General features: G+C 43.3%; 17 protein-coding genes and 1 pseudogene. 11 read left to right on the plus strand and 7 right to left on the minus strand.

What is annotated here, in order from left to right; translation table 11 throughout:
- Positions 1-19: 19 nt before the first annotated feature.
- The gene (gerQ, locus tag CRO17_RS03030) at positions 20-517 is read right to left on the minus strand and encodes a spore coat protein GerQ (RefSeq protein WP_097039127.1); all 498 of its coding nucleotides are present in this window, start codon (positions 515-517) and stop codon (positions 20-22) included.
- 183 nt (positions 518-700) lie between these two features.
- Positions 701-1,447: a hydrogen peroxide-dependent heme synthase gene (gene hemQ, locus CRO17_RS03035; protein ID WP_097039129.1), complete on the minus strand. Its 747-nt coding sequence runs from the start codon at positions 1,445-1,447 to the stop codon at positions 701-703.
- Positions 1,448-1,707: 260 nt separating this feature from the next.
- On the opposite strand from hemQ, the gene pta reads away from it, so the two are divergent.
- Together pta and ytvA are read left to right on the plus strand one after the other, a co-directional pair.
- Complete coding sequence (gene pta, locus CRO17_RS03040) at positions 1,708-2,682, plus strand: phosphate acetyltransferase (protein WP_097039131.1); 975 nt, start codon at positions 1,708-1,710, stop codon at positions 2,680-2,682.
- Between the two features lie 177 nt (positions 2,683-2,859).
- Positions 2,860-3,663 (plus strand): YtvA family blue-light photoreceptor, encoded by an 804-nt coding sequence (gene ytvA, locus CRO17_RS03045; RefSeq protein WP_245864568.1) that lies wholly within the window; start codon positions 2,860-2,862, stop codon positions 3,661-3,663.
- Between the two features lie 12 nt (positions 3,664-3,675).
- Here the strand turns inward: ytvA and CRO17_RS03050 are convergent, their stop codons facing one another.
- Entirely contained in the window at positions 3,676-4,512 is an 837-nt protein-coding gene (locus CRO17_RS03050; protein ID WP_245864571.1) for a lipoate--protein ligase family protein, read from the minus strand.
- 185 nt (positions 4,513-4,697) lie between these two features.
- On the opposite strand from CRO17_RS03050, the gene CRO17_RS03055 reads away from it, so the two are divergent.
- The 4 genes from CRO17_RS03055 (at position 4,698) to CRO17_RS03070 (ending at position 7,411) form a co-directional block, all read left to right on the plus strand.
- Entirely contained in the window at positions 4,698-5,993 is a 1,296-nt protein-coding gene (locus CRO17_RS03055; protein ID WP_097039137.1) for an HD domain-containing protein, read from the plus strand.
- Between the two features lie 12 nt (positions 5,994-6,005).
- Positions 6,006-6,509 (plus strand): YwgA family protein, encoded by a 504-nt coding sequence (locus CRO17_RS03060; protein WP_097039139.1) that lies wholly within the window; start codon positions 6,006-6,008, stop codon positions 6,507-6,509.
- 134 nt (positions 6,510-6,643) lie between these two features.
- Complete coding sequence (locus CRO17_RS03065; RefSeq protein ID WP_097039142.1) at positions 6,644-6,856, plus strand: hypothetical protein; 213 nt, start codon at positions 6,644-6,646, stop codon at positions 6,854-6,856.
- Between the two features lie 87 nt (positions 6,857-6,943).
- A complete protein-coding gene (locus CRO17_RS03070) occupies positions 6,944-7,411 on the plus strand; it encodes a YwhD family protein (protein WP_245864646.1) in 468 nt (155 codons plus the stop codon).
- 378 nt (positions 7,412-7,789) lie between these two features.
- Here CRO17_RS03070 and CRO17_RS17690 read toward each other — a convergent pair whose 3' ends face one another.
- From CRO17_RS17690 to CRO17_RS03085, 3 genes and pseudogenes are all read right to left on the minus strand, one after another.
- A complete protein-coding gene (locus CRO17_RS17690; RefSeq protein WP_245864573.1) occupies positions 7,790-7,945 on the minus strand; it encodes a hypothetical protein in 156 nt (51 codons plus the stop codon).
- A 63-nt stretch (positions 7,946-8,008) separates the two neighbouring features.
- Positions 8,009-8,263, minus strand: a pseudogene (locus CRO17_RS03080) (IS1595 family transposase); the annotation flags it as partial.
- Between the two features lie 205 nt (positions 8,264-8,468).
- Positions 8,469-10,499, minus strand: a complete 2,031-nt coding sequence (locus CRO17_RS03085) for a transglycosylase domain-containing protein (protein WP_143595985.1) — start codon at positions 10,497-10,499, stop codon at positions 8,469-8,471.
- Positions 10,500-10,683: 184 nt separating this feature from the next.
- On the opposite strand from CRO17_RS03085, the gene speE reads away from it, so the two are divergent.
- Genes speE through argS form a run of 3 tightly spaced genes read left to right on the plus strand, consistent with a single transcriptional unit; the run spans position 10,684 to position 13,675 of the window.
- The gene (gene speE / locus CRO17_RS03090) at positions 10,684-11,511 is read left to right on the plus strand and encodes a polyamine aminopropyltransferase (protein WP_097039148.1); all 828 of its coding nucleotides are present in this window, start codon (positions 10,684-10,686) and stop codon (positions 11,509-11,511) included.
- A gap of 56 nt (positions 11,512-11,567) precedes the next feature.
- Positions 11,568-12,008 (plus strand): YwiB family protein, encoded by a 441-nt coding sequence (locus CRO17_RS03095; protein ID WP_097039150.1) that lies wholly within the window; start codon positions 11,568-11,570, stop codon positions 12,006-12,008.
- Positions 12,005-13,675 (plus strand): arginine--tRNA ligase, encoded by a 1,671-nt coding sequence (gene argS, locus CRO17_RS03100; RefSeq protein WP_097039152.1) that lies wholly within the window; start codon positions 12,005-12,007, stop codon positions 13,673-13,675. The genes CRO17_RS03095 and argS overlap by 4 nt, the downstream gene beginning before the upstream one ends.
- Before the next feature lie 189 nt (positions 13,676-13,864).
- Here the strand turns inward: argS and CRO17_RS03105 are convergent, their stop codons facing one another.
- Positions 13,865-15,052, minus strand: coding sequence for a phospholipase D-like domain-containing protein (locus CRO17_RS03105; protein WP_097039154.1), 1,188 nt, complete (start codon positions 15,050-15,052; stop codon positions 13,865-13,867).
- A 280-nt stretch (positions 15,053-15,332) separates the two neighbouring features.
- On the opposite strand from CRO17_RS03105, the gene rsgA reads away from it, so the two are divergent.
- A complete protein-coding gene (gene rsgA / locus CRO17_RS03110) occupies positions 15,333-16,391 on the plus strand; it encodes a ribosome small subunit-dependent GTPase A (RefSeq protein WP_097039156.1) in 1,059 nt (352 codons plus the stop codon).
- 109 nt (positions 16,392-16,500) lie between these two features.
- Entirely contained in the window at positions 16,501-17,046 is a 546-nt protein-coding gene (rpoE, locus tag CRO17_RS03115) for a DNA-directed RNA polymerase subunit delta (RefSeq protein WP_097039158.1), read from the plus strand.
- Positions 17,047-17,076: the final 30 nt, after the last annotated feature.

The following is a 17,076-nucleotide window of genomic DNA, read 5'->3' on the forward strand; positions in this document are numbered from 1 at the left end:
CGCCGGCAGAGGGTTTTTCTCATCGTGGAGGATATGTCGCAATATTGCCTTGGTTGGCGTATGGATACTCGTAATTAAGCGGCTCGTCGAAAGTTACATAATCAAGATAGATCATTAACAGTAAGTAGCGGCGGTTATTTTCCGGGTCGCGCAGGATAAGGTGATCACGTCCGGCAGCTTCAATAACACCTTTAAAAATCTTCGCATTCCAGCGGTCATTATTTTCAAAAGTCATATAAACAGTAGCTAGTTTGTTACGGTTAAGACGTAAAATGTTTTCGATGTACGATTGTTCAACGGGCAGTCCAGTTCCTCCAACACCTTGCTGGAATCCCATATTTCCGCCTGCTGTTGTAGGCGGGACGGGCTGTTGCTGCTGCTGTGGATAATACGGCTGATTCTGCTGGCGATACGGATAGCTGAAGTTAGGAACTTGCGGGTACGAATAAGCCTGGTTTTGTTCCTGGAATTGCGGAGTGCTCGGAGTTTGGTTCTCTTGGTTTTGATTCTTGCTCATTTTTTCAATCCCCTTTCCATATCCTCTTTAATCAAAGGGGCACGGATGAACTGATACAGCAGATCATCCGCTTGCCCCTTTTGTCAGATAAACTCATGCCTGTTCTCTTACAAGGTATGTAGGCGCAACGGGGAGTAGAACATGTGCAAATAAAAAAGCCAGACCTGTTGGTCCGGCTTGCCATTAAATATGGAAGTAGTTTGCTGCGGCGTCTTTTTCCAGGATATTACCGAAGTAAAAATCTCCGAATTCGCCGTAACGCGCACTCACTTCATCAAAACGCATTTCATATACAAGTTTCTTGATTGGCAGCGGATCATGTGCGAACAGCGTAACGCCCCATTCCCAGTCATCGAATCCGAATGAGCCTGTAATAATCTGCTTAATTTGACCAGCATATTTACGTCCGGTTTTACTATGTTCGTACATGAGTTTTGAACGCGCATCTTTCTCTAGAGAATACCAGTTATCATCGTTCATTCGACGTTTATCCATCGGGTAGAAGCACATGTAATCCCAGCGAGGCAGGATTGGTTTCAGACGTGCCTGTACCTCCGGTTTGTGTTCAATATCAACACCTGGTTTGCTCATATATTTAGAAAGCTCCACAACGGATAAATAAGAGAAGCTCTTCGTCATGAAAGAGGCAATCTTCGTCTTATCAAAAGCTGTCTCGATTTCTTGCAGCTCATCCATTGTCGGACGCAAAATCATAAACATAATGTCAGCCTTGTGACCAATAATTTTGTAGACTAATTGGCTGCCGTTATTTGCTTCCTCCACTTGTTCCATATCAGACATCCAATTTTGGAATTCCTCGATTGCTGCTTGGCGATTTTCCTCAGATGCTAGTTTCCAGCTTGTCCAATCCATTACACGGAAATCATGCAGGCAATACCAGCCGTCCATGGTTTCTACTGCTTCTGCCATGCCTAAACACTCCTTTTTCGTACACATTTTCAATTTAGTGTAACACAAACTGCATTGCTGCATCCCTGTCTGTGCTCACTTGTTCTATCGCTATTATACCAAGAGTGAACGCAGTCAAACGTGTATACTTTGACAAAAAAGGGAACATCTATAGAGGCGGTTATTTTAATTAAAAAAATCAACAGTGGTTTATATGACTTTAAAAGTAAAACAAAAAGATTTACTATAGAAAAGCAGACATATTCTAGGAGGGTTTTTAGATGAGTGATTTATTTCAAACATTGCGGGAAAAAGTGACAGGACAAAATAAAAAGATCGTCTTGCCAGAGGGCTTAGACGAACGTATTTTGGAAGCAGCTGCAAAGCTTGCAGAAGAGGGCATTATTGCACCGATTCTAATTGGCAATAAAGAGCAAGTGGAGAGCAAGGCAAAAGAATTGTCTATCAACCTGCATGATGCAACAATCATCGACCCAGATACTTACGAGAAATTCGATGAACTAGTCGCAGCGTTTGTAGAACGCCGCAAAGGTAAAGCAACGGAAGAAGATGCAAAGAAAATGCTAAAAGATGAGAATTATTTCGGTACAATGCTTGTTTACACAGGCGAAGCAGATGGTCTTGTCAGCGGAGCGGCTCATTCTACAGCTGATACAGTTCGCCCAGCACTACAAATTATCAAAACGAAGCCAGGTTACAAGAAAACATCTGGTGCCTTCGTCATGGTAAGAGACGATGAGCGTTATGTATTTGGTGATTGTGCTATCAACATTGCACCTGACAGCCAAGATATCGCTGAGATTGCTGTAGCTAGCGCTGAAACAGCAGCTATGTTCGACATCGATCCTAAAGTTGCGCTTCTAAGCTTCTCTACAAAAGGTTCCGCGAAATCTCCGGAAACAGAGAAAGTATCCGATGCACTAGCAATTGCTAAAGAGAAAAACCCTGATCTTGTTGTAGACGGAGAATTCCAATTCGATGCTGCCTTCGTTCCATCTGTAGCTGCGAAAAAAGCTCCAGACGCAGTACTAAAAGGTGACGCGAATGTATTTGTATTCCCTAGCTTGGAAGCAGGAAACATTGGCTACAAAATTGCACAGCGTCTTGGTAACTTTGACGCAGTAGGTCCAATTCTGCAAGGCCTTAACGCCCCAGTAAACGACCTATCCCGCGGCTGTAACGCAGAAGACGTGTACAAGCTTACACTAATCACTGCTGCACAATCTGTACAATAAGCACTGCTAACTAATAAGTACTCTAAAAATCCAAACGATGATGAATTTCGGTGGAAATTCACATATGTTTGGATTTTTTAATTGTGCTTGCTTGATCGACATTAGATACTATCTTTTGTATTTTATGGTTAACTATAGTAAAATGGCGTTGTTTACATGGTTAAAGGAGTGAGTGTGTTGGTTAAGGATTTCCGCTATTCATCCGAAGTAACTGATCAATTTGTAAAACATGCTATCGATTACGTAGGTGCAGGAGTGGTAATCACAGACCCTTCACTACCTGATAATCCGATTATTTATACGAATAGAGGCTTTGAAGAGCTGACTGGTTATACTTCCGAGGAGATTATCGGCCATAACTGCCGTTTTCTGCAAGGTGACGATACAAGTAAAAACGATGTGAAAATCATTCGCAATGCTATAAAACAAGAAGATCCAGTTGTTGTGGAATTAAAAAATTACCGCAAAGAAGGCGAGATGTTTTGGAATGAGCTGGAGATTTATCCAATTTATCTAGACGATGAAAAAAAGACATTTTTCGTTGGGGTACAAAAGGATATAACCGAGCGAAAACTCAATGAAGAGCTTGTTGCGCATTATTTAGAGGAAGTAGCAAGGCTGTCAACGCCAATCGTACCAATTACGGATACAACATCGATTTTGCCATTGATTGGTGATGTTGATGACCGCAGACTCAATCAGATACTGGAGAGAGTCGGGGAGCATGTGCAGCAGACCGGAGAGCAAAACTTCATTATTGATCTGCAAGGAATCAGCCGCTTTCACAGTGGTGTCCATGATGGTGTGCTTCGCCTGCATCAGCTTCTTGAATTAATGGGTACTCGCTTGATTGTGACAGGTTTTCATCCGAAGATGGCGATGGAAAGTGTGCGAAAAGTAGATTTCCATGAACAGAACATCCCGTTCTATTCCACAGTAAAACATGCATTAAGCTTTCTTGAGAAAGAGAAAAACCGCTGACCGGCGAACGGTTTAGCGGTTTTTTTGCTGGAAATTTTCGTTTCGTTTAAGCATGAGCTTCATACGTTCTTGCTGCCACTGCATTTCCTGCTCCGTCATCTTGCCGGAAGGATCGATGCGTGTGATGGAGGCAAGGCCCTCGACAATTCGTTTACATACTTGCTCACTTGTTATCGGAACATGAAGCAGTTCTTCTAGGGATGCCATCGTTTCTGGCACTACTTCTGGAAACGTGAAGCGAGTTTCAGCATGTTGTTTTGCTCGGTCATAAAATGCTCGAACAACTTCGGCACGTGCAGCACCGCTGCCATTCACACATAAGTAGATTTGCACGGCAGACCCTTCTTTAACCCGGCGCTGTGAGATACCTGCAAACTTGCGGCCATCTATACTTAAGTCATAGGTGCCCGGACAGTAAGAACCTTCTACTTCATATGCTTCAATTTTTTTCGTTAAATCCAGGAAAATGTATTGAATAAAGGATACCATTGCCTGATAGCCATCATGGATACCGATATGCTTTGCATCAGGGAAGATGAAAGATAAATTGACAACGCCTTTATCTAAAAGAACAGCTAGTCCGCCTGAATTTCGAACCACTGCTTTGTAGCCTTGTTCCTCTAAATAAGCCACGCCTTCTTCTATATGTGGCAGCCGGGAATCGGGAATACCGAGCATAATCGTTCTGTCATGAATCCATAATCTTGCTGTTGGTACAGCTAATTCTTCCCCAACAGATATTGCGAGTGCATCATCAATGGCAAAAGAAGCCATTGCCTGGTCGGGACCGTCCTCCTGAGAATGGTCGATGATACGGAATTCTGGTGATTCAAATAATGAATGCAACACGTCATACGCGCTCCTTTTCAACAAAATGGCATGAAAACGCCAATACATAGTATAGCAAAAAACGGGGCAGACAAGAAACGAGTAAAAATTACTTTAAGTTATTTACGTAACCAGCAATATTCTATAAACTAAGTCTATTGGACAAAAATAATCGAGATTCAATGACATAAAGTGAGGCAGAGGATATGGCGTATCGAGATGAAAAGCTAGAGGAAGAGAAAGTTTTCAAAGATCCTGTGCATCGTTATGTACATGTCCGCGACCGGGTGATATGGGATTTAATCGCAACACCTGAGTTCCAGCGGCTGCGCCGGATTAAGCAGCTTGGCACCTCTTATATGACGTTTCATGGTGCTGAACACAGCCGTTTTAACCACTCTCTGGGCGTTTATGAGATCGTCAGACGGATTGTCAGCAATTTCGAAAACCGTTTGAATTGGAAAAAGGAACAACGCCTGCTTGTGCTTTGTGCTGCGTTGCTTCACGACTTAGGGCACGGACCTTACTCCCATTCTTTTGAGAAGGTATTCGGGCTGGATCACGAGGAATTCACCCGTAAGATTATTCTTGGAAATACGGGTGTGAATCATGTACTGCGTAAAGTAAGTGCCAGCTTTCCGAAAAAGGTAGCCGAAGTTATAAATAAGACATATGGCGATAAATTGATAGTCAGCATTATCTCAAGCCAAATTGATGCTGACAGAATGGACTACTTGCAGCGGGATGCTTATTTTACCGGCGTAAGCTACGGTCATTTTGATATGGAGCGCATACTCCGGGTCATGCGGCCGCGTGAAGATCAGGTTGTTATTAAAGAATCCGGTATGCACGCAGTCGAAGATTATATAATGAGCCGGTATCAGATGTATTGGCAAGTATATTTCCATCCTGTTACACGCAGCGCGGAGGTTATCCTGACAAAAATACTGCACCGTGCCAAAGCGCTCTATTTGAGTGATTACACATTTAAATTGCGTCCGGAGCATTTTATTTCTCTGTTCGACGGAGATATAACACTGGATGATTATACTCGTCTTGATGAGAATATTACTGGATTTTATTTCCAATCTTGGCTGGAGGAAGAAGATGATATACTTAGGGACTTATGTGAAAGATTCCTGAATCGCAGATTGTTCAAATATGTCGAATTCAATCCGCTCTTGCATGTAAAGGAAATGGTAGAGTTATCGAAACTTTTCTATGAAGTCGGCATTGATCCTGAATATTACTTGATTGATGATTCTTCATCTGATTTGCCGTATGATTTCTACCGTCCTGGAGAAGAAGAGGAGCGGCTTCCCATTCATTTGCAGCTTCCAAATGGAAAACTGAAGGAATTATCCCGCCAATCGGATATAGTCGAGGCAATTTCGGGTAAGAAACGAACAGACCATAAATTATACTTTCCACAAGATATACTAGAAGCCTTGCCGGATGACAGCAGACAGAAGCAGCGGATTTTTGAGATTTTATTTCAATAAGGAGGAGCAGCTATGCTAGCCAATCATGCGAATCTCCTGCAGTTCTTTTCTTCCGCAGAAGAAGTAGTAGGCAGGAAGAAACTGCAAAAGATGATCTACATACTGAAGAAGAATGGGGTTCCGTTCGGAGAGAAATATGAATTCCATTTGTTCGGACCGTATTCAGAAGAATTATCTTTGCGTGTAGATGAATTGAGCAATCTTGGATTACTCCAGGAGACAAAAGAAGATAAAAGCAGTTATATTCAGTATCGTTATACAATGACAGAAGAGGGGCAGCAGTTCCTCACCCATTATGATAATCACTTTCCTGATTACCAAGAGGCAGTTCACCTGTTAAAAGAAAAAAGCTCCCGCTTTCTCGAACTCGTTTCGACGATGTTATATTTTGAAGAGCTTCAGCAAGAGGAAGTGGAAGAGAAGGTACGGACAGTCAAGAAGAAGCAAAACTATACAGACGAAGAGATGATTCAAGCATGGGAATTCATCGATTCGATGAAAAAGCTAAGACAATAATAAAAATCCAAATGATGCTCCGTTAACAGGAGGTCGTTTGGATTTTTTTTATTGGATAGAGAGCTCCGCAGAAAAGATCTCAGTGGGTTTACACAGTTCATATGGGCTAGTTGACTATCTTGGGTTCCCCACTGATGTATGTCTTAACGATTCTGCTATGTGGCTTGGTTATCGGTTTTGGCCGGGGATTGGTTTGGGCTTTAATTAGAACAGAGCAGCGTTGGCATAGCAGCACCAAAAACGAAATCCGCATTATCAGAAACTGGCAGGACACAGCCCAGCTGCTGCGGCAGGCAGTGCGCTGCCGGACGGCTGTTTTCATTACCATGCTAAAACAATTGAATTGAAGTAATAATCTATCGCATGCTACTATAGAAGCAAAAGTCGAGGGAGCGGTAAATGTGGAAAAGAAGAAAAATAATGCTTTCACGATTATGAAGGATGACTCAACAGATGGGCATGGCGGTTATGGCGTCGGTGCTATTAGTCTGGAGAACATGAGCCCAGTCATCGTGGATCCGCATGAGAAGACGGCCTACGTAGATATGGCTGCTATGCATGCGCGCAGCCAGGTAGAAAGGCGTGTGCGTTTTCAGAATGATAAAGATAAAGTGCAAGACGGCAAACGGTATTGGATTGTTTGGGTAACGGTGCAAAATAGCAAAGAAGGTCCATACTATCTTGGTGCAGCTGCCAGCGAAATTATCGTTGACCGTCCAAATCGAATTGCGTACAAGTCCATGCCAGAACACGTGAAACACATGGAGCAATCGATGAAAGGCATGTACGTACTGGAACATATGGATGATTTGTCAAAAGAATTGCTGCTTGAATTCTTCAAGACATACAAACCCGAATTCTGGGAAAGAACATCAAAAGACCTGGGAAACCAGCTTCAATAACCTATAAAGCCGCTGTCTGCTATCGACAGCGGCTCTTTTCTTTTAGGCTCTGTTAGAGTTTAATGTTGATATTTAGCTTTATTGTCATTTAACTAATGCACCCGTTCGTTAAATAAGAAATGTAAAGATACAACGGTTTCTTTTCTTAGGATAAAGTAATAAATATACATAATATAAAAGCAATACTTGATAATGGTGTCATAATAAACCTTTCTTTCTTATTTCGAGATATCAGGTTTGCTATTGTATTTAAACCGAGAAATATGGTAATTACCCATACTAATATGTTTGTAGGTAAAAAATTAAAACCATATAGAACATCAGTATGCTGCAGAAAAACGAAGCCCATGAATAAGAGAATAATGGCATTTATTACACTCACATGCGTAATTTTTTAGGTAAAACCTTATAATAGCCGCCCATTGCATATTCACCTAATGGATAACCAAGTGAAAGTAATACCTGAAAGACTGATATGGACACAAACATAACAGCCACAACAATTAATGATATAAAGACCAACCCGAATTCCACATATTACCTCCTGATTCTCTTTAATTTCTCATATACTTAAAGTAACTGAAGACGTTGTATCTATCCTTTCAGTCTTCGGTGGTAGTTATTGACGTTCTGGATGTGATGTAGACCCTTGGTGCGAATTTTACCGTCATATTTAAACTGGTAAATAGATATATTCTCAGCGGCATAGGTTTTAAAGACACGCCAAGTATCGGTGCATAACACATTCTCATTGGAAAGTTTATGCCCGATGACTTTGTCTAAATGTTCTTTTGTTAATCGTCCGATACCTGACGTCTGTGAATAGGGCACCTTGTCACGGTCTCTTGTGACCGTACGGTTCCTGTTGAGGCTGACGCAGTAAGAGCGCCTAATAAATACTTACGTAAACGATGCTTTTCCACTGGATTAAGCTTTTTTAAGAATATCGGCTGCTCTCACAGTCATTACCAAACTTAAATTTGATGACTGCATTACAGAACATTTGCTCTGTTTAAGCAATCATCAACAGCCAAGCCAACTTTAACAGAAACTTCTTTTAGAATAACCAGTCAAACCAGCGCTTCCGTCTGGCAGGAGCTTCTTCATCCGGTTGCAGCGGGTCCCTGTCTATGTCAGCGTGACAATGCTGCTTTGGTTCTGTTCCTTTCACAAAATAGGTAAAACGGCGCTTCTCGCAAGAAGGTGAAGATAAAAGACCAGAATCGGGGTCGATAAAAACACCTCGCACGCCGGCGGGCGGCTGGAATGCTTCAATCGGCTGTCCTTTATGTGCATTCTCCATAAAACCGGCCCAAATTTGTTTGCTGTAAGTAAGTTCTTTTACTTTTTCCATCGAGCGGTTATCATCATAGCCAGTCCAAACAGCTGTCACCAAATTAGGACTAAATCCAACCATCCAGCTATCAGAGCTGGTTGTGCCGGATTTTCCTGCATAAGGACGGCTCAGCTGATCTTTAATGGTAGCTCCTGTTACACGCATATAGCTGCTAAGCGTATCGTCAAATATGCCTGTCATTAAGTTGGTGAGAACAAATAGTCTTTTCGCATCCAGGCGGCTTTTCTGCTTGGTCGGTTTATGCGTATAAACCGTTTTACCTTGCTGGTCAACGACTTTTTCAATTGTATAGCTTTCTACTGGTTTACCGCCATTGGCAATCCGGCTGTAAGCAACGCTCATTTCCTCAACAGTCACCGGCGAGGTTCCAAGCGCGAGGGAAGGAACAGCTTGCAAGTCACTCATTATCCCAAGCTTTTTGGCATCAGCTGCCACATTCTGTGCTCCAACCATCATATTTGTTTTGACAGCATAAATATTATCTGACATCGCAATGGCTTCTTCCATCGTAATCTCTTCGTTGGCATAATAGCCATGGTAATTGCCAGGAGCGTACACTTCGCCGTTTGGCAGATCGAAAGTTGTTTCCTCGCTTTGCAGCTTCGTCGTAGGCGTAAATCCATGTTTTAGCGCTGTGTAATAGACAAAAGGTTTAAAGGCGGAACCAGGCATCCGCTTGGACGAAGTGGCTCGGTTATATGTACTTGTATTGTAATCCGTTCCCCCAACCATAGCCGCGATAGCACCCGTTTTTGGATTCATTGCGACAGCCCCCGTTTGCACATCTGCAGAAGATGGAATGGTATCTGCCACTTGATGTTCAAGCTGCTGCTGAAGCTCGGGATCCATCGTTGTATAGACGCGATAACCTGCATCGGAAACCTCGTTTTCATCCATATCCAACACTTCGGCAAGTTCATCTGTTATATGGTCTTGAAAGTAACCTGCGCGTTTAATCGTTTCGCGTTCTTGCTCCGTCGATAAGGATACAGCAGGCAGCGTTTCTGGTTCTGTAATATAACCTTCCTTTTGCAGCAGTCCATAAATATAAGCTTGACGTTCGTTAGCAAGTTTTTTGTTCTGGAACGGCGAGTAATAGGATGGGCCTTTAGGTATACCGGCAATCAGTGCAGCTTCTGCAGCTGTCAGAGAACCTGGGTCTTTGTCCACATAATAATCACTGGCAGCTTGAATGCCATACATGCCGTGCCCGTAATAGATGCTATTTAAGTAACCTTCTAAAATTTCATCCTTGGAATAAAACATTTCCAAGCGTATAGTGTAAATCGCTTCTTTAAGTTTTCGAGTCCACGTTTTATCATTGGTAAGATACAAGTTTTTCGCGTACTGCTGCGTAATGGTGCTGGCACCTTCTACTTTGGCACCGGCCTGGAGATCCTTTAAAGCGGCAGCAAATATACGTTTCCAGGCAAAACCGTGATGGTTGTAGAAATGCTTGTCTTCTGCCAAAATGGTAGCATGAATTAAATGAGGAGATACTTCCTCTAATGATTTCCAGCGTTTTGGTGTATTGCCATAGTGCTCTCCAAGAATGGTGTCGTCATTTGCATAAAATGTCGTACTCCACTTGCTTGTCATTGGCGGCGGTCCCATCAAATAGCAGATGAGAAGCAGTCCGGTGATTGCCGTAATGATACTTCCGAGTCCGAGCAAGAGCAGTCTCTTTGGCCGGAGCCACTTGTGCCAACGTCGTATGGGAATGCGAATCAAATCTATCGCCTGCTTCCTTCAAGGTGTCTAGAACAGTATCGGCATCATGCAGGATAATAAACATTCCAAAGGGTTGCTTTTTTTCGGATTTTCACTATAATTTGATTGTTTAAAGCTATAAAAATGACCAACACTAGTTGCGAGATGATATAGAATTCTACACACAGAGGAGTTTTAACAGCTAATGGAACTTTGGTATACAGAAAAACAGACAGACAGCTTTGGCATTACAGCGAAAGTGAAGCGCTCTTTGCATAGTGAACAGACTGATTTTCAAAAGTTAGACATGCTGGAAACAGAAGAATGGGGAAATATGCTGACTTTGGATGGCATGGTTATGACGACAGAGCGTGATGAGTTTGTTTACCATGAGATGGTAGCTCATGTACCTTTGTTCACACATCCGAACCCAGAAAATGTACTTATTGTAGGCGGTGGCGATGGCGGCGTTATTCGCGAAGTGCTAAAGCATGACAAAGTAAAGAAAGTGGTGCTTGTGGATATTGATGGTAAGGTAATTGAATACTCCAAGAAATTCTTACCTGCTATCGCCGGTATGATGGATGACCCGCGAGCGGATGTGCGTGTAGGAGATGGTTTCATGCACATTGCGGAAAGTGAAAATATCTATGATGTAATTATGGTTGACTCAACCGAACCTGTAGGACCGGCAGTGAACCTTTTCAGCAAAGGATTTTATGCTGGTATTGCAAAAGCGCTTAAGGAAGATGGCTTGTTTGTAGCACAGACGGATAATCCGTGGTTCAAGTCGGATTTGATTGCACAAGTCAACAAAGATGTGAAAGAAATTTTCCCTGTAACAGCGCTTTATACGGCGAATATTCCAACTTATCCAAGTGGTTTGTGGACATTTACGATGGGAAGTAAGGTATACCATCCGAAAGAAGTGGACGCATCGCTTCTTCCGCACATAGAGACGAAATACTACACGCCTGAACTGCATCACGCGGCTTTCGTACTGCCGAAATTTGTACAAGATTTATTAAAATAAAAAAGAGAGGCGCTTCCTAACAGGGAGCGTTTTTCTTGCTGCAAGGGGGAAACTGCATGAGTCAGACGAAAATTCCAGTATGGATTGAGATGGATACGGCAATAACAGATGAAGAAGATACGGAGCGCACAACTTTACAAGCAGCGGGTACGTATTCCGCAAATGGCGGACTGACAGTTGTCCGTTTTACAGAGAAATCGGAAGAAGTTGAAGATACCAATACGATGATAACCATCACTGCAGATAAGGTGAGTATCAAACGTACTGGCGGCTTTGAGATGAAGCAAGTTTTTGTAAGAAATCAGCCGACAGAGAACGTATACCGGCATCCTTATGGTACAATGCATATGGAAACAAGCACCCACGCGATGCAGTTCTCGCCGCTGGCTGCTGACAGCCCGGCAGAGCTTACAATAAGCTATACGGTAACACTCAATCAAGTGCAGACACGAAAGCATGCATTGACGTTGCGTGTGCAGGAGGAGAGTAACGGATGAACATCGTACAACAAACGGAACAAAAATTAAAAGCGGCAATTCAAGACGCCGTTTATACAGCAGGTCTGGCTGATGAACAGTCTATTCCAGCAATCATTTTGGAGCAGCCTAAGGATAAAGCGCATGGCGACTATGCGACAAATATTGCGATGCAGCTTGCACGCGTTGCAAAAAAAGCACCGCGCGCGATAGCAGAAGACCTGCAAAATCACTTCAATTATGAAAATGCTCCAGTTGAGAAAATTGAAATTGCTGGTCCAGGATTTATTAATTTCTTTATGAGAAATGATTATCTTGGGGAGCTTGTATCAACAATCTTAAATGCAGGAGACGATTTTGGCCGCACGAATACAGGGCAAGGCGAAAAAGTACAAGTTGAGTTTGTTTCTGCAAACCCGACAGGTGATTTACACCTTGGACATGCCCGCGGGGCAGCTGTAGGAGATGCCCTTAGCAATATTCTTGATGCAGCCGGATATGAGGTTGGCCGCGAATATTATATTAATGATGCAGGGAATCAGATCGACAATCTTGCACGCAGCGTGCAGGCGCGTTACCTGCAAGCACTAGGACAAGCTGCTGAGATGCCGGAAGATGGCTACCACGGTAAAGACATTATCGGGATTGGACAAGAGCTGGCCAAGGAGCATGGAGACAGCTTGACTGAAAAACCGGAAGAAGAACGTCTTGCATTCTTCCGTCAGTATGGTCTGACATATGAACTGAAAAAGCTTGAAAAGGATCTTGCTGATTTCCGCGTTCCTTTTGATGTATGGTATTCAGAGACTTCTTTATACCAAGATGGAAAAATTGATACAGCATTAGCGACACTTCGTGAGAATGGCTATGTCTTTGAAAAAGACGGAGCTGTTTGGTTCCGCTCAACTGATTTTGGTGACGATAAAGATCGTGTGCTGATTAAACAAGATGGCAGTTACACTTACTTAACACCGGATATTGCGTACCATAAATCAAAACTTGATCGCGGATTCTCCAAACTGATTAACGTATGGGGTGCTGATCACCACGGTTATATCCCGCGTATGCGTGCAGCTATTCAAGCGTTAGGTAATAACGCTGATACGCTGGAAGTAACCATCATCCAAATGGTTAACTTGTTCGAGAACGGCGAAAAAGTGAAGATGAGTAAGCGTACTGGTAAAGCTGTAACACTGCGTGAATTGATGGATGAGGTAGGCATTGACGCAATGCGTTACTTCTTCGTTATGCGTTCTAGTGATACACACTTGGATTTCGACATGGATTTGGCTAAATCTCAATCCAACGAAAACCCAGTGTATTATGTACAATATGCTTATGCACGAATTAGCACGATGCTGGCGCAGGCTGCAGAGAAAGGTTTCCTAACGGATGATACTTTTGACGCTAGTCTTCTGACTGCAGAGAAAGAACTGGATCTCTTGAAACGCCTTGGTGAATTCCCGCAAGTTGTCGCAGATGCAGCGGAAAAACGGATGCCGCACCGTATGACACAATATGCGTTTGACCTTGCCAGCGCACTTCACAGCTTCTACAACGCCGAGAAAGTACTAAACCCGGAAAATGAAGCTTTAACAAAAGCGCGTATCGCATTAATGAAAGCAGTTCGAATTACCATAAAAAATACATTGAAACTTATCAGTGTAGAAGCACCAGAGAAAATGTAAAACGAATTGAGGCTAGTACATTAGTGCCTTAGCTAAATTAAAAATCCAAACGAGTCTGTGATTAGCAGCAGCTTCGTTTGGATTTTTTTCATGTATCAAAAACTGGGGAGAGCTTCGGAAATACATTAGCGATTTTCTTCGTGCGATGTTCTGCTGCCGTTTTACAATTGATTACCTTTGCCTAGTCATTTACAGATAGTGACGCAGCGGCTGGAAAAGAAAGCCGGTTAGCTTGGCTAGTAATCGGCGCTTTTGCAAGACGGCGATTGATGCTGAAACGCTGGCCTGTTCATCTATCTTCCAAAGTTCTAGCAGCTGGGCATAAAAAAGTTCATTTTGGCGGATAGTGAGTGTAAGTTCCTTATTAATTAGCAGACTCCGACCATCAAGGTTTGCAGAACCTACCGCACATCTTTCCCCGTCACTCAGCAGGATTTTAGCGTGATAAAAACCATTGTGATATAAGTTTACACTTATCCCATAATGCAGCAGCCGCCGTGCAAAGTGAAAAGATACTTGGTTAACGATATAGTGGTCAACTTTGTAAGGTAAGAGCAGCCGAACATCCACACCGCGATCAGACGCCCGTTTGAGCGCTGCTTCTATGCGTTTTGTCGGAACGCAGTAAGGTGTCCCGATATAAAGATACTTCTTCGCTTGGTGAATTTGATGCAGCAGCCAATCTTCATAACCATCCGCTTCCGTTATGACAATTTCCACTTGTGCGCCGTCAAGTGCAGGAGCTTCTTTCGGAAACGTAGGGAAATGGTCACCCCAGTCGGAGGCGAATACTTGGACGAAGGTGTACACCGCTTCGCCTTCCAGTTTGACGACGGCATCCCGCCAAAAACCAAAGCGCGGTTCTTTGCTCAAATATTCTTTCCCAATATTAAATCCTCCGACATAAACGGTCTGTTGGTCGATAATGGTCACTTTTCGGTGATTGCGAAAGTTAAGGTTATACAGAAGGTAAGGAAAGCGCGGTATATTGGCGAACCGCAGCATAACGCCGGCCTGACGCAGAAGTCTGCGCTCTTTGCGCGGCAGCCGATAGCCGCCGATTCGGTCCAGTAAGAAACGGATCTCAATGCCTTCCTGTGCGCGCTGCTTTAAAAGTTCCGTCAGCTGTTGTGTTGGTTCATCCCATTTCACAAGAAAGAATTGAATGTCTACCGAATGCTTGGCAGCTTTTATATCACGAATGAGTGCATTATAAAAGCTGATACCATCACCAAATAGGGAAACAAAGGCTTGCTTATGGCCAATCAGCCGATTGACTGCCATTCTTTTGCTCTGCTTTTTGCCAAGTAACAGATCCGCCCATATCAGCACGGCAAAGAGAAGGAAAAGTGCCACCACAAGAAAGAAAATCGACATATACCGTACTCCTTTCTTTACGTAATAATAGGCTTTACAAATATAGCCAATCTCATGTATGATAAGAACAAATCAACGCGATTCGGCAATAGCCGGGTGCAGAAAGGGATGATGTTTATGTTGACACGTACGATTGAATTACAGTTGTCCGTCGCGATGCACATCCCTTCTGCCTGGCTGAATTAACAGGATATCCCTGTATTTTTCTAGCTTCTAGTGGAAGGGCTGTGCAAACAGTCCTTTTTATTATGCTTAAAAAAGCTAACACTAGGAGGAAAACATGAACAAAGCATGGAATCTATTAGGATGGAATGATCAGTTAGAAGCAGCACGGCAGGAGTATACGGACGACTGGACCCCTGCGCGTATTGTATTAGAGCATAAGCACATGTACAGAGTATTAGATAATCACGGTGAACTCCTTGCAACACCATCAGGAAGGTTTCGGCAGAGCGGAGAATATCCAGCGGTCGGTGATTGGGTATTAGTTGACGCTCGTTATGAGGAAGGAAAGGCGACAATTCATCGCTTACTGCCGCGGAAGAGCAAGTTCTCCAGGAAGGAAGCAGGCGGTGTGACGAAGGAGCAGATTGTAGCTGCAAATGCGGATTATGTGTTTCTCGTCATGGCACTGAATCAGGATTACAATGTCCGCCGGCTGGAGCGCTATTTATTAGCTGCTTATGATAGCGGAGCAATGCCTGTTATTGTATTAAGTAAAGGAGACTTGTGCGAAGACATTGCGGAGAAGCTGGTGGAAGTTGAAGCAATCGCTCCAGGTGTGGCAATTCATATTACAAGTGCTGTCGATAAGCGAGGTGTCAATGCTATTCAAGAACAGCTTCAGCCAGGTGTAACGGCTGCTTTTCTCGGTTCCTCAGGTGCAGGGAAGTCGACACTCGTTAATATGCTGTACGGGAAAGAAGTGCAGCTGGCTGGTAACATTCGGGATGCAGACGGTAAGGGCAAGCACACTACGACGCATCGGGAGCTTGTACAGCTTCCGAGCGGCGGGATGATTATTGATACGCCTGGTATGCGCGAGCTGCAGTTATGGAATCAGCAGCAGGATGGTGTGTCGGCTGCATTTGCGGATATCGAACAGCTCGGAGAACATTGCCGCTTTCGGGACTGTACACACAAAAACGAGCCGGGCTGCCAAGTACAACATGCAATACAAGCTGGAGAGTTAGATGCAGAACGTCTGCGAAGCTATTTTAAACTGCAGCGCGAACTGAAATATCTTGACGGAAAGACGTCTGCTAAAGCACAGCAAGAGCAGCGCAAACAATTTAAGCAGTTGTCTAAACATGTCAAACAGAGCAAAAAAAGCCGCTGAATTTAAGAAATATTGCATTTTGACAGGCCTGGCAATATAATGTAAGGTATGGTTCAAAAACGGAAGACGTGAACATAACCAACTTATTGACAAAGGGAGTGCTGTGACAGTGGGTTTGAAAGAATACAGCCAAGAAGAGCTTGCTGACTTTTCCCTCGTGGAATTGACGAACTTAATTCTTGAGGATGAAAACAAAGCAACCGATTATAGAGATATATTCAACAAGATTGCAGAAATCAAGCAATTCAGTGCAGATCAACGTGATGACGAATTACTGCGGTTTTATACAGATTTAAACGTAGATGGACGCTTCATGACTGGAGGATCCAATCTTTGGGGACTGAAAAGCTGGTATTCAGTGGATCAGTTTGATGAGGATGTTACAGTCGAACCAACGAAGAAAAGAAAGAAACGTGCAGCTGACGTTGATGAAGATCTTGATGATCTGGAAGAAGACTTCACATTGGATGAAGAAGTCTTTGATGAAGATTTCGGTGACGAAGAAGATGATATTGACGGCGATGAAGTTGCAGAGGACGATTACGAAGGTGATTACCAAAGTGATGATACCGACGAAGGAACTCGCGAAGTTGTCGACGAAGATATGAAGCTTACTGGAGACGAAGACGAAGATGATGACGAGGAAGACCGCTAAGCTAATAATCGCTGAATGTTATTGACTTTG

The organism is Terribacillus aidingensis (assembly GCF_900215625.1).
GTDB classification, from domain to species: Bacteria; Bacillota; Bacilli; order Bacillales; family Amphibacillaceae; genus Terribacillus; species Terribacillus aidingensis.

Bases quoted from the DNA above. Each gene is read 5' to 3' on its own strand.
- CRO17_RS03065 (WP_097039142.1), top strand. From the start codon at position 6,644: ATGTATGTCTTAACGATTCTGCTATGTGGCTTGGTTATCGGTTTTGGC.
- CRO17_RS03070 (WP_245864646.1), top strand. From the start codon at position 6,944: ATGAAGGATGACTCAACAGATGGGCATGGCGGTTATGGCGTCGGTGCT.
- argS (WP_097039152.1), top strand. From the start codon at position 12,005: ATGAACATCGTACAACAAACGGAACAAAAATTAAAAGCGGCAATTCAA.
- rsgA (WP_097039156.1), top strand. From the start codon at position 15,333: ATGAACAAAGCATGGAATCTATTAGGATGGAATGATCAGTTAGAAGCA.
- CRO17_RS03095 (WP_097039150.1), top strand. From the start codon at position 11,568: ATGAGTCAGACGAAAATTCCAGTATGGATTGAGATGGATACGGCAATA.
- CRO17_RS03055 (WP_097039137.1), top strand. From the start codon at position 4,698: ATGGCGTATCGAGATGAAAAGCTAGAGGAAGAGAAAGTTTTCAAAGAT.
- CRO17_RS03060 (WP_097039139.1), top strand. From the start codon at position 6,006: ATGCTAGCCAATCATGCGAATCTCCTGCAGTTCTTTTCTTCCGCAGAA.
- hemQ (WP_097039129.1), bottom strand. From the start codon at position 1,447: ATGGCAGAAGCAGTAGAAACCATGGACGGCTGGTATTGCCTGCATGAT.
- CRO17_RS03105 (WP_097039154.1), bottom strand. From the start codon at position 15,052: ATGTCGATTTTCTTTCTTGTGGTGGCACTTTTCCTTCTCTTTGCCGTG.
- speE (WP_097039148.1), top strand. From the start codon at position 10,684: ATGGAACTTTGGTATACAGAAAAACAGACAGACAGCTTTGGCATTACA.
- gerQ (WP_097039127.1), bottom strand. From the start codon at position 517: ATGAGCAAGAATCAAAACCAAGAGAACCAAACTCCGAGCACTCCGCAA.
- pta (WP_097039131.1), top strand. From the start codon at position 1,708: ATGAGTGATTTATTTCAAACATTGCGGGAAAAAGTGACAGGACAAAAT.